Here is a 13645-nt window from a genome sequence, read left to right as displayed (position 1 = left end):
GCACCTCTCGACCGTCGACTTCCGAGGACGCCGCCCGTGAGCACTGCAGACAGCCGCAAGACCGCCGACTTCTGGTTCGACCCGATCTGCCCCTGGGCCTGGATGACCTCGCGCTGGATGCTGGAGGTCGAGAAGCTCCGCCCGGTGGACGTCCGCTGGCACGTGATGAGCCTGTCCGTCCTCAACGAGAAGCGCGACGACCTGCCCGAGCAGTACCGCGAGCTGCTGGCCGCCGGCTGGGGCCCGGTCCGGGTGCTGATCGCCGCCGCCGAGCAGTACGGCGAGGAGGTGCTCGGCCGCCTCTACACCGAGCTCGGCCTGCGCTTCCACAACCAGGGCCTGCCCAACACCCGGGAGACCGTGGTCGCCGCCCTCGCCGCGGCCGGGCTGCCCGAGGAGCTCGCGGACGCGGCCGACACCGACGCCCACGACGAGAAGCTGCGCGCCTCCCACGCGGAGGGCATCGGCTTGGTCGGCGAGGACGTCGGCACCCCGGTCATCGCCGTGGACGGCGCCGACGGCGAGCGGGTCGCCTTCTTCGGTCCGGTCGTCACCCCCGCCCCGCGGGGCGAGGCCGCGGCCCGCCTCTGGGACGGGACGCTGCTGGTGGCCTCGACGCCCGGGTTCTACGAGATCAAGCGGACGCGGACCGCGGGGCCGTCGTTCGAGTAGTCCGTCCGGTGCGCGGACGGCTGTGCGAACACCCTCGGCCACATCCGTGCAGGTCCCCGCGCCCCTGCCAGGGGCGCGGGGACCGCTGCTGTCAGACGGCCCGGGCGCGGTTCCGCAGGAAACCGGCGGCGGCCAGGGCGATCGTCAGGCCGGCGGTGAAGTAGAGCTGGATGCGGTTCGCGGGGTCGAGAGTCATCAGGACCAGGATGACCGCGATCGCCGCCAGCGCGGTGTACGTCAGGTACGGGAACGCCCACATCCGGACGGGGAGCCGGTCGGCGGACACCTTGCGCCGCATCCGGAGCTGGGCGACGGCGATGAACGCCCAGACCACCAGGACGGCGGCGCCGACCATGTTGAGCAGCCAGCTGAAGACCGTCTCCGGCCACCAGTAGGACAGCAGCACCGCCAGGAACCCGAACGCGCAGGACGCCAGCACCGCGCGCCGCGGGACGCCGCCGGACAGCCGGGCCAGCGCACGCGGGCCGTGGTCGCGGGCGACCAGCGAGTGCGCCATCCGGGACGAGCCGTAGATGTTGGCGTTCATCGCGGACAGCAGCGCGATCAGCACCACCACGTTCATCAGCTGCGCCGCCCCCGGGATGCCCAGGGTCTGCAGCACCGCCACGTACGGCCCGGGCCGGACGACGGACGGGTCGTCCCACGGCACCAGCGTCACGATGACCGCCATCGAACCGACGTAGAACAGCGCGATCCGCCACATCGCGGTGCGTACCGCGACGGCCACGCTGCGCCGGGGGTTCTCGGACTCGGCGGCGGCGATGGTGACGGTCTCCAGGCCGCCGTACGCGAAGACCGAGGCGAGCAGGCCGGTGACCAGGCCGCTCGCGCCGTGCGGCAGGAAGCCGTGGTGGCCGGTCAGGTTGGCGGCGCCGGGGGAGGCGGTGCCGGGCAGCAGGCCGAGCACGGCCAGCACGCCGATCACCAGGAAGGCGCTGATCGCCAGCACCTTGATCGCGGCGAACCAGAACTCGAACTCGCCGAAGTTGCGCACCGCCGCCAGGTTGGTGACGCAGAAGAAGGCCATGAAGATCGCGACCCAGGCCCAGGAGGGCACGGCGGGCAGCCAGTCGGAGACGATGCCGGCCGCGCCGATCGCCTCCACCGCGACGCCGACGCACAGGAGTATCCAGAACAGCCAGCCGACGGTGAAGCCGGCCCACGGGCCTATCTCCCGGTCGGCGTGCACCGAGAACGAGCCGGAGGCGGGCCGGGCCGCGGACATCTCGCCGAGCATCCGCATCACCAGCATCACCAGCAGCCCGGAGGCGGCGAAGGCGAGCACCACGGCCGGACCGGCGGCGGCGATGCCGGAGCCGGAGCCGACGAACAGCCCTGCGCCGATCACGCCGCCCAGCGCGATCATCGACAGATGGCGCTGCTTGAGTCCGTGCGCCAGACCGGTGTCCTCGGCGGCGCCGTCGGCGGCCGGCCGGGCGGACGCCTTGGCGGAGGGGGGAGTGCGGGTCATGCGGAGGGGTTCCAGACTGTGTGACTGCCCGACCATTTCGATGGGGTCTGTCCACTATTCGGCATATGACGTGAACGCCCCAACCGGGACCGGCATCCGGACGCCCTCCCGACGGACAGTGATCGCCCCACCACCGTATGCGGTCGTGAGGGCTTGGTCACAGGCCGGACCCGACAAGCCGGGCCCGGTCGGCTTTGTCGCGCTCCGACGCGGTGGCGGGGCCCTGACGCAGCGTAGGTTCACAGGTGATCACCCTCATCGGATCCCGGGAGCAGCCATGGCCATCGCCGCGCCGACACCGTCCACCGCCGTCCTCGCCGACCTGCTGCCGCAGGCGGCCACCCGGATCGGCGCGCGGGCCCGCGACCTGGCCCTGGTGGCCGGCGGCGCCGCGCTGACCGGCATCGCCGCCCAGCTGTCCGTCCCCGTGCCGGGCTCCCCGGTGCCGGTGACCGGCCAGACCTTCGCCGCGCTGCTGGTCGGCACCGCCCTCGGCGCCCGCCGCGGCGCCGCCGCCCTCGGCCTCTACCTGGCCGCCGGCGCGGCCGGGCTGCCCTGGTTCGCCGAGGGCACCTCCGGCGCCGGCATGGCCACCTTCGGCTACGTGATCGGCTTCGTGCTGGCCGCCGCCCTCACCGGCGCGCTGGCCCGCCGCGGCGCCGACCGCAGCCCGCTGCGCACCGCCGGCGCGATGGCGCTCGGCAGCCTGGTGATCTACGCGGTCGGCGTGCCGTACCTGGCGTTCGCCCTGGACGTCCCGTTGGCCAAGGCCGCCGGCCTCGGCATGTACCCGTACCTGATCGGCGACGCGCTGAAGATGGCCCTCGCGATGGGCGCCCTGCCGCTCACCTGGAAGCTCGTCGGCCGACGCTGACGACGTGTCCGAACCGGGCCCGCCGCCCCTGTCGGGGTGCGGGCCCGGTGGCATGTCACACTCGTGTCCATGCGCGTCTACCTGGGCTCCGACCACGCCGGATACGAACTGAAGAACCACCTCGTCGAGTGGCTGAAGGGGGCCGGGCACGAGCCGGTCGACTGCGGCCCGCACATCTACGACGCCGAGGACGACTACCCGCCGTTCTGCCTCCGGGCGGCCGAGCGCACCGCCACCGACCCCGAGGCGCTGGGCGTGGTGATCGGCGGCTCCGGCAACGGCGAGGCGATCGCCGCCAACAAGGTCAAGGGCGTCCGCGCCGCGCTGGCCTGGAGCAAGCAGACCGCCGCCCTGGGCCGCGAGCACAACAACGCCAACGTGATCTCGGTCGGCGGCCGGATGCACACCCTGGACGAGGCCACCGAGTTCGTCGAGATCTTCCTCAACACCCCGTACAGCGGCGAGCCCCGGCACACCCGCCGGATCGAGATGCTCTCCGAGTACGAGACCACCGGTGAGCTGCCGCCCGTCCCGGCCCACCACCCGCAGGGCTGATCCACCCGCAACGCACCGCGCCCGCCCGGGAGTCGACCCGGGCGGGCGCGGTGCGTGCTGCGGGCGGCCGGTCAGAAGCCGTGCGGCAGCCAGGGCTCCAGCCCCGAACGGAACGCCGCCGACACCGACTCCAGCGCACCCGGCCGCAACTCCCGCACCAGGCCCGCCGCGGCCAGCGCCGACAGCGCGGTGCCGCCCAGGTACGCCGAGCCCAACTCCCGTACGTCCAGCGCAAGATCGGCCGGATCGTCGGTCGGCACGCAGGACGCCGGCTTGCCCGGTGCGGCCGTCAGCCGCCAACGGCCCGCGTTCCACGGGCAGAACGCGTCGGTGACTTCCAGCACCGCGTCCACCGGCTGCGCCCAGCCGCGCGCCTCCAACGCCCTCGGCAGATCCACCAGCCGCACGAACATGGCGTCCACCAGGCGCGGCGCCAGGTGCCGGACGTCCGACACCAGGTGCAGCAGCGGGTCGTCGGCCGGCAGGTTGTACGCCTCCACCCGCTCCGTCAGGTCGAGGTCGAGCAGGAACTCCCACAGCCGGGCGTACACCCACGGCTGCTCCGCCTGCACCACGCGGACCCGGACCACGCCGGCCGCACCCCGCTCGTTCCAGTCACTCTTCACCGCGTACCGGGCGTAGCCGAGCAGCTCGCCCGTGTTCGGGTCCTCCGCCACCACCGACTGCAGCGGGGAGAAGCCGTCGCGGGAGCCCGGCGCGTCCAGCACCGGCAGCTTCTCCCAGCCCGGCTGCCGCACCAGGGTGCCCGGACGGCGGGTGGCCAGGCGGGCGTACAGCTCCTCGCAGCGGGCCAGCTCGGCGGCCGGGTCCGCGAGCCGCAGCACCAACTCGCCCTGCTGCTCCGGGGTGTGCACCCGCACCCGGCCGCGGGTCATCGACACCGTCACCTTGCGGGTGCCCTGGCCGTAGCCGAAGCGCCCGTAGATCGGCGGCTCGGACGCCGTCAGCACCGCCAGCGGCTCCCCGGCCGCGTGCACGTCGTCCAACTGGCGGCGCATCAGGGCCGTCAGCGCGCCGCGCCGCCGGTGGGTGGGCAGCACGCCCACCATCGTCACGCCCGCCGCCGGCAGCACCGCACCGCCCGGCACCACCACCCGGAAGCTCAACGCGGAGGCGCTGCCGACGATCCGCTCGCCCTCGCAGGCCGCCAGCGAGCGCTCCACCTCCGTCAACTCGCGCCACAGCGACCGCTCCTCGGGCGGCTCCTCAGTGCCGCCGAAGGCCACCAGCAGGCTGTCGTACCAGGTGTTCCACTCCTCGGCCTGCAGCGGCCGCACGGTCAGTCGGGGGTGTCGAGTCGTCATGAGGCCCTGCCTATCACCGGATCCGGAACCGTGCGAGCGATTTGTCGCGCGCATGTCGCGGGCGCCCCCGCACGGCCGAAACCCGCCGGAGCGTGCCACTCCCGCTGCACTCGGTGCCACCCGGGCCGTCGACGCACGCACCGCCGGTGGATAAGGTCGGTCCCCATGGCCGGCAGAGCGCGTCCCACAGCGACGGGCCGGGACGGCGGACCGTCCCGCGAGCCCGTGACGGCCCGGCTGCGCGCGGCGCTGTACCGGGCCCGACGCAGGCTGCGCCGCACCGGAGTCGACTACTTCCGCGGCGACGGCGCCGACTGGTGGGCGTTCGCCGCCCTCGCCCTCGCGGTGCCCGTCCTGGTCCTGCTGAACATCGCGGCCCCCGACTGGGCCCCGCCCACCGCCCTGGTGCTGCCGGTGCTGGCCGGCGCGCTGCTGCTGCGCCCCGGCACCCTGGTGCTGCTGTACGCCGTCGCCGCCGCCGGGCTGGTCACCGAGTCCCTGGTGCACACCGGCGAGCGCGTCGCCAGCGCGCGGCCCGAGGCCTACGCCCACGGCGTGACCCCGGGAGCCGCGCTGGTGGTCGGCGCGGTCGGCGTCGCCGGACTGCTGGTCGCCCAGTTCCGCCGCCGGATCGGCGTGCCCTGGCGCGGCGGCTCCACCATGCTGTTCGACCTGCGCGAGCGGATCCGGGTCCAGGGCCGCATCCCGCAACTGCCCGACGGCTGGCACACCGACACCGCGCTGCGCCCGGCCGGCGGCCAGTCCTTCTCCGGCGACTTCATGGCCGCCGCCCGCACCGGCCCCGGCGGGCGGATGCTCGAAGTCGTCCTGGCCGACGTCTCCGGCAAGGGCATGGACGCCGGCAGCCGCGCCCTGCTGCTGTCCGGCGCGTTCGGCGGGCTGCTCGGCTCGCTGCCCGCCCACGACTTCCTGCCCGCCGCCAACGGCTACCTGCTGCGCCAGGACTGGGCGGAGGGCTTCGCCACCGCCGTGCACCTGGTGGTCGACCTGGACACCGGCGAGTACGAACTGCTCTCGGCCGGCCACCTGCCCGGCATGCACCGGCTGGCCGGCGCCGGGTACTGGGAGGTCAAGGAGGCCGAGGGCCCGCTGCTCGGCGTCTACGACGAGGCCAAGTTCGAAGGGGTGCGCGGCGTCCTCGGCCCCGGCGACGTCCTGATGCTGTGCACCGACGGCATGGTGGAGATCCCCGGCCGCGACCTCGCGGAGGGCATGGACCGGCTGATGGGCGAGGCCGACCGGCTGGTCGCCACCGTCCCCGTGGCGGTCCGGCACGGCGCCGCGGTCCGGCTGATCGACACCGTCGCCAAACACGTCAACGACGACCGCGCGGTGCTGCTGATCTGGCGCCGCTGAACTCGCCTGTCGTGCAGGTGCGGTGAGCGCGGAGTGCCCACGGAGTGTCAAACCCGGGCGTTGATCTTCGGCCAATTCCGGTACGCCGCCCGGAGACGGCGGCGATGGCGGATCTGCCTGCCGCTTTGCCGCGCCGGCCTGGGCGGACCACCGCCCACCGACGGGACGTCAGAACCCGTCCGCTATCGTCGCGGTCGGCGAAAATCAGTCCTACCAGCCGGGTTGGGGCCCCGGGCGACCGGGCAAGTCCTTTACGCACTCAGCACGAGCGACCACACTGAGTCCGGATGGAGTGGTGGGGACACGGGGGGCAGGGGCCGGTTTCCGCCTGGGAGCCATCGGCGGCTCCCACCCGAACCCCCGCCATGAATCGAGGAAGTGAGTCCCGGTGGCCTTCTCCGTCTCCGCGCTTGTCCTGTTCGGCATCATCGTCGCGATCTTCATTCGCAACAAGCAGCTGAAGTCCGGGCACGCCATCGTCGCCGCGCTGTTCGGCTTCATGCTCAGCCAGTCGACCATGGCCGGTCCGATCCAGCAGTTCCTCACCTCCGTCTCCAAGGCCATCGCGTCGATCGCGGGTTGACGTCGCGTCGGGTCGCCGACGGCACGCCAAGACGGGTGGGAGGCCTCCCTGCGCCGCCCGCTCGGCCTGCCCGCGGGTGACCAGGCTCACCCGCGTGCTCACACCGAGTCGTCGTGCGGACGCGCACGGTGTCCGAAGTCGCCCACCGTGCGGGGTTCGTGTGCGTACCGTCATGATCCCGTACGCGTACCGCAGCGCGGCGCCCGCACAGCGTGACCTGGTGATCCGTCAGCCCCTTCCCGATCCCGGGAGCGGGGCCAATCGGCGTTTGCCAGCCTTGCGGGCCGTGGGATTTGCTTCGTCCGCAGCCCGGCCAGTGACCGGGCGGGCCACCGGACGGAACGCCTAGTCCTGCCGTCGTCCGGTGCCGACCAGATACCACGCCACGGCAGGAGCGGGGGAACCACAGGTAAGTCGCCGGGCCCGGGAACATCCGGGAACGGCTTGGGGTGAAGTCGCACTCGTGCGGCCGGGCAACTCTCGCCCGAACCCGACAGCTCACCTCGCAGGCGTCGGAGAGGAACGCCTTCATGTCCGCTCAGGGCAAGCACCGCAAGCCGAGCATGGCCACCGTCGTCCGCATCGCCATCGCCGCCGGTGTGGCCGGCGCCGCGATCGGCCTCCCGGTCACCGCCGCCTCCGCGCACACCGCCGCCGACCAGGGCGCCAACCGCCCGTCGACCGTCTCGGTGGACGCCACCCCGGTCGCCGACCAGGCCCCCGCCGCGCACGACTACCGGGTCGTCTCCGGCGACACCCTGTCCAAGATCGCCGACGCGCAGCACGTCGACGGCGGCTGGCAGAAGCTGTACCAGGACAACCACTCCGTGGTCGGCGGCAACCCCGACCTGATCTTCCCCGGCCAGCAGCTGACCATCAACGGCCAGGCCGCCCCGGCCAAGGCGCCGGCCGCCCCCGCGAAGGCCCCGGCCGCCAAGTCCGCCACGGACGCCGCCGCCAAGCCCGCCGCCGCGCCGAAGGCCGCCACCCAGCAGGCCCCCGCCGCCAAGCCGGCCACCACCGCCCCCACCGCCGCGAAGGTCCAGCCGGCCGCCCCGGCCCCGAAGGCCGCTGCCGTCGCCCCGGCCGCCCCCGCGAAGGCCCCGGCCGCCGCGACCACCAGCTCCAACGCCGCGTACGTCGCTCCCGCGCCGGGCAAGGTCACCACCGGCTACAAGGTCGCCGGCTCCAACTGGTCCAGCGGCTACCACACCGGCATCGACTTCCCGGTCGCCACCGGCACCAGCCTCAAGGCCGTCGCCGCAGGCACCGTGGTCTCCGCCGGCAACGGCGGCGCCTACGGCAACCAGGTCGTCATCAAGCTGGCCGACGGCAAGTACGCCCAGTACGCCCACCTGTCCTCGATCTCCGTCTCGGCCGGCCAGTCCGTGACGGCGGGCCAGCAGATCGGCCTCTCCGGCGCGACCGGCAACGTCACCGGCCCGCACCTGCACTTCGAGATCCGCACCACCCCGGACTACGGCTCCGACATCGACCCGATCGCCTACCTGGCGGCCCACGGCGTCAACGTCTGATCCACGCCTCACCCCCGAAGGCCCCGCGCAGCCACCACGGCCGCGCGGGGCCTTCGGGCCGTCCGCGGACGACAACGGCCCCGAAACGACAACGGCCCCGACTGCGTTGGCAGTCGGGGCCGTTGGCCTTGCTGGAGCGGGTGACGAGAATCGAACTCGCGTGACCAGTTTGGAAGACTGGGGCTCTACCATTGAGCTACACCCGCAAAGGCGTACCCGCACCGCTGTCGCGGTGGCGAGGACTGGATCAGGGTACCTGGTCGAGCCGGTGGATTGCACACTTCTTCCGCGTCGTCGGCTCGCGGATATCGCCCCGGTCGGAGGCGGGCCGACGTGTACTCTTCTGCTCGGCACCACGGGGTGTGGCGCAGGTTGGTAGCGCGTCCGCTTTGGGAGCGGAAGGCCGTCGGTTCGAATCCGGTCACCCCGACCGTGCGGCAGGGTCTCGTCGGTGGGCGGGGCCCTGTTGTCGTTGCGGGGCACGGATGTGGCGGATCCGCAGCGTGGTGCACCCGGTGCCGGGCGCAGTCGCTTTCGTGGTACCGGTAGGATGGACCGCTGGCGGTAGTACGGACAGCATTTCAGCCCCCACCGCCTATCGCCCTGACCGCAAGCCCCTAGGAGACCCAACCGTGAAGAGCGCCGTCGAGACTCTGAACCCGACCCGGGTTCGACTCACCGTCGAGGTGCCCTTCGAGGAGCTCAAGCCCAGCCTCGACGCGGCGTACAAGAAGATCAACCAGCAGGTCACCGTCCCGGGCTTCCGCAAGGGCAAGATCCCGAACCGGGTCATCGACCAGCGCTTCGGCCGGGGCGCGGTGCTGGAGGAGGCCGTCAACGACGCGCTTCCGCGCTTCTACACGCAGGCCGTCGACGAGGGCCAGATCGATGTGCTGGGCCAGCCGGACATCACCGACATCGCCGGTGTCGAGAACCTGGCCGACGGCGGTGACCTGAAGTTCACCGCCGAGGTCGACGTCCGTCCCGAGGTCGCCCTGCCGGACTTCACCGAGATCGCCGTCGTGGTGGACCCGGTCGAGGTCTCCGACGAGGACATCGAGAAGTCGCTGCAGCAGCTGCGCGAGCGCTTCAGCTCCGTGAAGGATGTCGAGCGCGCCGCCGCCGAGGGCGACGTCGTGGTCATCGACCTGGAGGCCAAGGTCGACGGTGAGGTGCCGGAGGACGGCACCGCCACCGGCGTGAGCTACGAGATCGGCTCCGGCCGTCTGCTGGACGGCATCGACGAGGCCGTCGTCGGCCTGTCCGCCGGTGAGGTCAAGACCTTCACCACCACCCTCAAGGGTGGCACCCAGGCAGGCAAGGACTCCGAGGTCACCGTCACCGTGACCACCGTCCAGGAGAAGGAACTCCCCGAGCTGGACGACGAGTTCGCCCAGCTGGCGTCGGAGTTCGACACCCTGGAGGAGCTGCGCGGGGACTCCCGCAAGCGCCTCGAGCGGATGAAGGAGTTCGACCAGGCCACCCAGGCCCAGGAGAAGGTCCTGGACGAGCTGCTGACCCGGGTCGAGATGGACTACCCGGAGAAGCTGCTCGCGGACGAGATCGGCACCCGCAAGCACAACCTGGAGCACCACCAGCTGGAGCCGATGGGCCTGACCCTCGACACCTACCTCGCCTCCCAGGACAAGTCCCTCGAGGACTACGAGAAGGAGACCGAGGACCAGGCGAAGAAGGGCATCAAGACCCAGTTCGTGCTGGACCAGATCGTCAAGAACGAGGAGCTGGGCGTCAACCAGGAGGAGCTCACCGAGCACCTCATCCGTCGCGCCGCCGGCTCCGGCCTGACCCCGGACCAGTTCGCCCAGCAGGTCGTCCAGGGCGGCCAGGTGCAGCTGCTGGTCGGCGAGGTCGCCCGCGGCAAGGCGCTGGCCCTGGTCGTCGAGGCCGCCAAGGTCACCGACACCAACGGTGAGGTCGTCTCCTTCGAGGACGACGAGGAAGAGGTCACCGAGGCCGCCGCCGAGGCTGCTGCCGAGGAGACCCCCGAGGCCTGAGCCTCGTAACCGTCGGGCATCCGACGGAGTTTTCGGACCGGGTAAGGGCCCGGGCACCGCACGGTGCCCGGGCCCTTACCCGTTCGGCCTGGTCACCCTGCGCTCACAGCGAACAGTTCTGCGTGGGGGATTCAGCGGCGGGGCCTGCGCGTTAGGGTCGGTGGACAGCGACACACACGCAGATCGACTGAGCAGGTGGCTAAGTGACGTTCCCGCAGATGCAGATGCCTGGCCCGATGGCACCGCACGCCGCCGGCGGCGACGTGGGCGGCGGCCTGGGCGACCAGGTCTACAACCGGCTGCTCAACGAGCGCATCATCTTCCTCGGCCAGCAGGTCGACGACGACATCGCCAACAAGATCACCGCCCAGCTCCTGCTGCTCGCGGCGGACCCCGAGAAGGACATCTACCTCTACATCAACTCCCCGGGCGGCTCGATCTCGGCCGGCATGGCGATCTACGACACCATGCAGTACATCAAGAACGACGTCGTGACCATCGCCATGGGCATGGCCGCGTCGATGGGCCAGTTCCTGCTGACCGCGGGCGCCAAGGGCAAGCGCTTCTCGCTGCCGAACGCCAACATCCTGATGCACCAGCCCTCCGCGGGCCTCGGCGGCTCCGCCACCGACATCCGGATCCAGGCCGAGCAGCTGCTGCGCACCAAGAAGCGGATGTCGGAGCTGATCGCCAACCACAGCGGCCAGTCCTTCGAGCAGATCACCGCGGACTCCGACCGCGACCGCTGGTTCACGCCGGAGGAGGCCAAGGCGTACGGCCTGATCGACGAGATCATGCACAGCGCCGCGGACGTCCCGGGCGGCGGCGGCACCGGCGCCGGCCAGGCCGGCTGACCGGTATCGAAACCCAGACCGCACGCTTCGGAGGACCAGAGAACATGAACATCCCCAGCCTGTCCGGTGCCAAGGCCCGCCTGGAGGACATGCGGGCCGAGGGCCGCTACATCGTCCCGCGGTTCGTCGAGCGCACCTCGCAGGGCGTCCGTGAGTACGACCCGTACGCCAAGCTGTTCGAGGAGCGCATCATCTTCCTCGGCTCGCAGGTGGACGACGTCTCCGCGAACGACATCATGGCGCAGCTGATCTGCCTGGAGTCGATGGACCCGGACCGGGACATCTCGCTGTACATCAACTCGCCCGGTGGCTCGTTCACCGCGCTGACGGCGATCTACGACACCATGCAGTTCGTGAAGCCCGACATCCAGACGGTCTGCATGGGCCAGGCCGCCTCGGCCGCCGCGGTCATCCTGGCCGCCGGCACCCCCGGCAAGCGGATGGCGCTGCCGAACGCCCGGGTGCTGATCCACCAGCCGTACACCGAGACCGGCCGCGGTCAGGTGTCGGACCTGGAGATCCAGGCCAGGGAGATCTTCCGGATGCGCGAGCAGCTGGAGAACATGCTGGCCAAGCACTCCAACAAGGACGTCGAGCAGGTCCGCGAGGACATCGAGCGCGACAAGATCCTCACCGCCGAGGAGTCGCTGGAGTACGGCCTGATCGACCAGATCATCTCGACCCGCAAGAACTCCTACATGGAGTGATCGCTCGCCCCGGGGCGGTGCGTACGTGATGTACGCCCCGCCCCGGGGCGTTCCGGTCGGGGCCCCGGCCCCGGCACAATGGCTGTCGGGTCATGCACCCGCGACGGCATCTGTTCGGTATCAATTCGCCCAGGGCGTAGGGCAGACCGGTCGAAGTCGACGGAAACAACGGCTCGGCAGAGTACCGTCGGATACCAGACCGACCGCCGACGGCGCAGCCGGTCTCACAGCACCAGGCCCCGACCCCCGCGGGGCCCCTGGCGAAGGGGAAGCACCTCGTGGCACGCATCGGAGACGGTGGCGACCTGCTCAAGTGCTCGTTCTGCGGCAAGTCGCAGAAGCAGGTGAAGAAGCTGATCGCCGGGCCAGGCGTGTACATCTGCGACGAGTGCATCGACCTGTGCAACGAGATCATCGAGGAGGAGCTCGCGGAGAGCTCCGAGGTGCGCTTCGAGGAACTCCCGAAGCCCCGCGAGATCTACGAGTTCCTGGACCAGTACGTGGTCGGCCAGGACCTCGCCAAGAAGGCGCTGTCGGTCGCGGTCTACAACCACTACAAGCGCGTCCAGGCGGGCGAGGCCGGTCGTTCCGGCTCCGGCCGGGACGACGCGATCGAGCTGGCCAAGTCGAACATCCTGCTGCTGGGCCCGACCGGCTCCGGCAAGACGCTGCTCGCGCAGACCCTGGCCCGGATGCTGAACGTGCCGTTCGCGATCGCGGACGCCACCGCGCTGACCGAGGCGGGCTACGTCGGCGAGGACGTCGAGAACATCCTGCTGAAGCTGATCCAGGCGGCCGACTACGACGTCAAGAAGGCCGAGACCGGGATCATCTACATCGACGAGATCGACAAGGTCGCCCGCAAGAGCGAGAACCCGTCGATCACCCGCGATGTCTCCGGCGAGGGCGTGCAGCAGGCGCTGCTGAAGATCCTGGAGGGTACCACCGCCTCGGTGCCGCCGCAGGGCGGCCGCAAGCACCCGCACCAGGAGTTCATCCAGATCGACACCACCAACGTGCTGTTCATCGTGGGTGGCGCGTTCGCCGGCCTGGAGCGGATCATCGAGGGCCGGGCGGGTGCCAAGGGCATCGGCTTCGGCGCCACCATCCGCTCCAAGCGCGAGCTGGACGCCTCGGACCACTTCCGTCAGGTGATGCCGGAGGACCTGGTGAAGTTCGGGATGATCCCGGAGTTCATCGGCCGTCTGCCCGTCATCACCAGCGTCCACAACCTGGACCGCGAGGCGCTGCTGCAGATCCTCACCGAGCCGAAGAACGCGCTCGTGAAGCAGTACCGCAAGCTGTTCGAACTGGACGGCGTGGAGCTGGAGTTCACCCGGGACGCGCTGGAGGCCATCGCCGACCAGGCGATCCTGCGGGGCACCGGCGCGCGCGGTCTGCGGGCCATCATGGAGGAGGTGCTGATGTCCGTCATGTACGAGGTGCCGTCCCGTCAGGACGTCGCCCGCGTGGTGGTCACCGGGGACGTCGTCTCCAAGCACGCCATCCCGACCCTGGTCCCGCGGGACATGATCAAGCGCGAGCGTCGCGAGAAGAGCGCCTGACCCGGCGTCAACCCGGCGACACTGAAAGGGCCCCGCACCGGTGAACGGTGCGGGGCCCTTTCGCGTGCTCGCGCGACTGGCGTGCGGTGCG

General features: G+C 71.4%; 12 protein-coding genes, 2 tRNA genes and 1 riboswitch. Of the genes, 11 read left to right on the top strand and 3 right to left on the bottom strand.

What is annotated here, in order from left to right; genetic code table 11:
• Positions 1-36 precede the first annotated feature (36 nt).
• Positions 37-672 carry a mycothiol-dependent nitroreductase Rv2466c family protein gene (locus tag AMK19_RS16705; protein WP_073812389.1) on the top strand — a complete coding sequence of 212 codons (636 nt, stop codon included), beginning with the start codon at positions 37-39 and terminating at the stop codon, positions 670-672.
• Positions 673-763: 91 nt separating this feature from the next.
• Here AMK19_RS16705 and AMK19_RS16700 read toward each other — a convergent pair whose 3' ends face one another.
• Positions 764-2164, bottom strand: a complete 1401-nt coding sequence (locus AMK19_RS16700; RefSeq protein ID WP_073812388.1) for an amino acid permease — start codon at positions 2162-2164, stop codon at positions 764-766.
• 277 nt (positions 2165-2441) lie between these two features.
• Between AMK19_RS16700 and AMK19_RS16695 the strand changes: the two genes are divergently transcribed.
• Together AMK19_RS16695 and AMK19_RS16690 are read left to right on the top strand one after the other, a co-directional pair.
• On the top strand, positions 2442-3038 hold the full coding sequence (locus tag AMK19_RS16695) for a biotin transporter BioY (RefSeq protein ID WP_073812386.1): 597 nt from the start codon (positions 2442-2444) through the stop codon (positions 3036-3038).
• A gap of 69 nt (positions 3039-3107) precedes the next feature.
• A complete protein-coding gene (locus tag AMK19_RS16690) occupies positions 3108-3593 on the top strand; it encodes a ribose-5-phosphate isomerase (RefSeq protein ID WP_073812384.1) in 486 nt (161 codons plus the stop codon).
• Positions 3594-3664: 71 nt separating this feature from the next.
• Here the strand turns inward: AMK19_RS16690 and AMK19_RS16685 are convergent, their stop codons facing one another.
• On the bottom strand, positions 3665-4918 hold the full coding sequence (locus AMK19_RS16685) for a GNAT family N-acetyltransferase (RefSeq protein WP_073812382.1): 1254 nt from the start codon (positions 4916-4918) through the stop codon (positions 3665-3667).
• Positions 4919-5083: 165 nt separating this feature from the next.
• On the opposite strand from AMK19_RS16685, the gene AMK19_RS16680 reads away from it, so the two are divergent.
• From AMK19_RS16680 to AMK19_RS16670, 3 genes are all read left to right on the top strand, one after another.
• On the top strand, positions 5084-6295 hold the full coding sequence (locus AMK19_RS16680; protein WP_241844430.1) for a PP2C family protein-serine/threonine phosphatase: 1212 nt from the start codon (positions 5084-5086) through the stop codon (positions 6293-6295).
• Between the two features lie 388 nt (positions 6296-6683).
• Entirely contained in the window at positions 6684-6878 is a 195-nt protein-coding gene (locus AMK19_RS16675; RefSeq protein WP_043913995.1) for a hypothetical protein, read from the top strand.
• 371 nt (positions 6879-7249) lie between these two features.
• Positions 7250-7403, top strand: a riboswitch (cyclic di-AMP (ydaO/yuaA leader).
• A gap of 5 nt (positions 7404-7408) precedes the next feature.
• Positions 7409-8413: a M23 family metallopeptidase gene (locus tag AMK19_RS16670; protein WP_073812381.1), complete on the top strand. Its 1005-nt coding sequence runs from the start codon at positions 7409-7411 to the stop codon at positions 8411-8413.
• A 132-nt stretch (positions 8414-8545) separates the two neighbouring features.
• Here AMK19_RS16670 and AMK19_RS16665 read toward each other — a convergent pair.
• Positions 8546-8619 (bottom strand) — tRNA-Gly (locus AMK19_RS16665).
• Positions 8620-8769: 150 nt separating this feature from the next.
• On the opposite strand from AMK19_RS16665, the gene AMK19_RS16660 reads away from it, so the two are divergent.
• The 5 genes from AMK19_RS16660 to clpX all read left to right on the top strand — a co-directional run bounded on the left by AMK19_RS16660 (position 8770) and on the right by clpX (position 13554).
• A tRNA-Pro gene (locus tag AMK19_RS16660) sits at positions 8770-8843 on the top strand.
• Between the two features lie 202 nt (positions 8844-9045).
• Positions 9046-10428, top strand: coding sequence for a trigger factor (gene tig / locus AMK19_RS16655; RefSeq protein ID WP_073812379.1), 1383 nt, complete (start codon positions 9046-9048; stop codon positions 10426-10428).
• A 224-nt stretch (positions 10429-10652) separates the two neighbouring features.
• A complete protein-coding gene (locus AMK19_RS16650) occupies positions 10653-11282 on the top strand; it encodes an ATP-dependent Clp protease proteolytic subunit (protein ID WP_073812512.1) in 630 nt (209 codons plus the stop codon).
• Positions 11283-11326: 44 nt separating this feature from the next.
• Complete coding sequence (locus AMK19_RS16645; RefSeq protein ID WP_073812377.1) at positions 11327-11989, top strand: ATP-dependent Clp protease proteolytic subunit; 663 nt, start codon at positions 11327-11329, stop codon at positions 11987-11989.
• A gap of 278 nt (positions 11990-12267) precedes the next feature.
• The gene (gene clpX / locus AMK19_RS16640) at positions 12268-13554 is read left to right on the top strand and encodes an ATP-dependent Clp protease ATP-binding subunit ClpX (RefSeq protein ID WP_073812376.1); all 1287 of its coding nucleotides are present in this window, start codon (positions 12268-12270) and stop codon (positions 13552-13554) included.
• The last annotated feature ends 91 nt before the right edge of the window (positions 13555-13645 follow it).

This window comes from Kitasatospora sp. CB01950, from assembly GCF_001905465.1.
Taxonomy (GTDB): Bacteria; Actinomycetota; Actinomycetes; order Streptomycetales; family Streptomycetaceae; genus Kitasatospora.
Note: the sequence above shows the minus strand (reverse complement) of the source record. Positions and strands in the feature narration are given on the sequence as shown.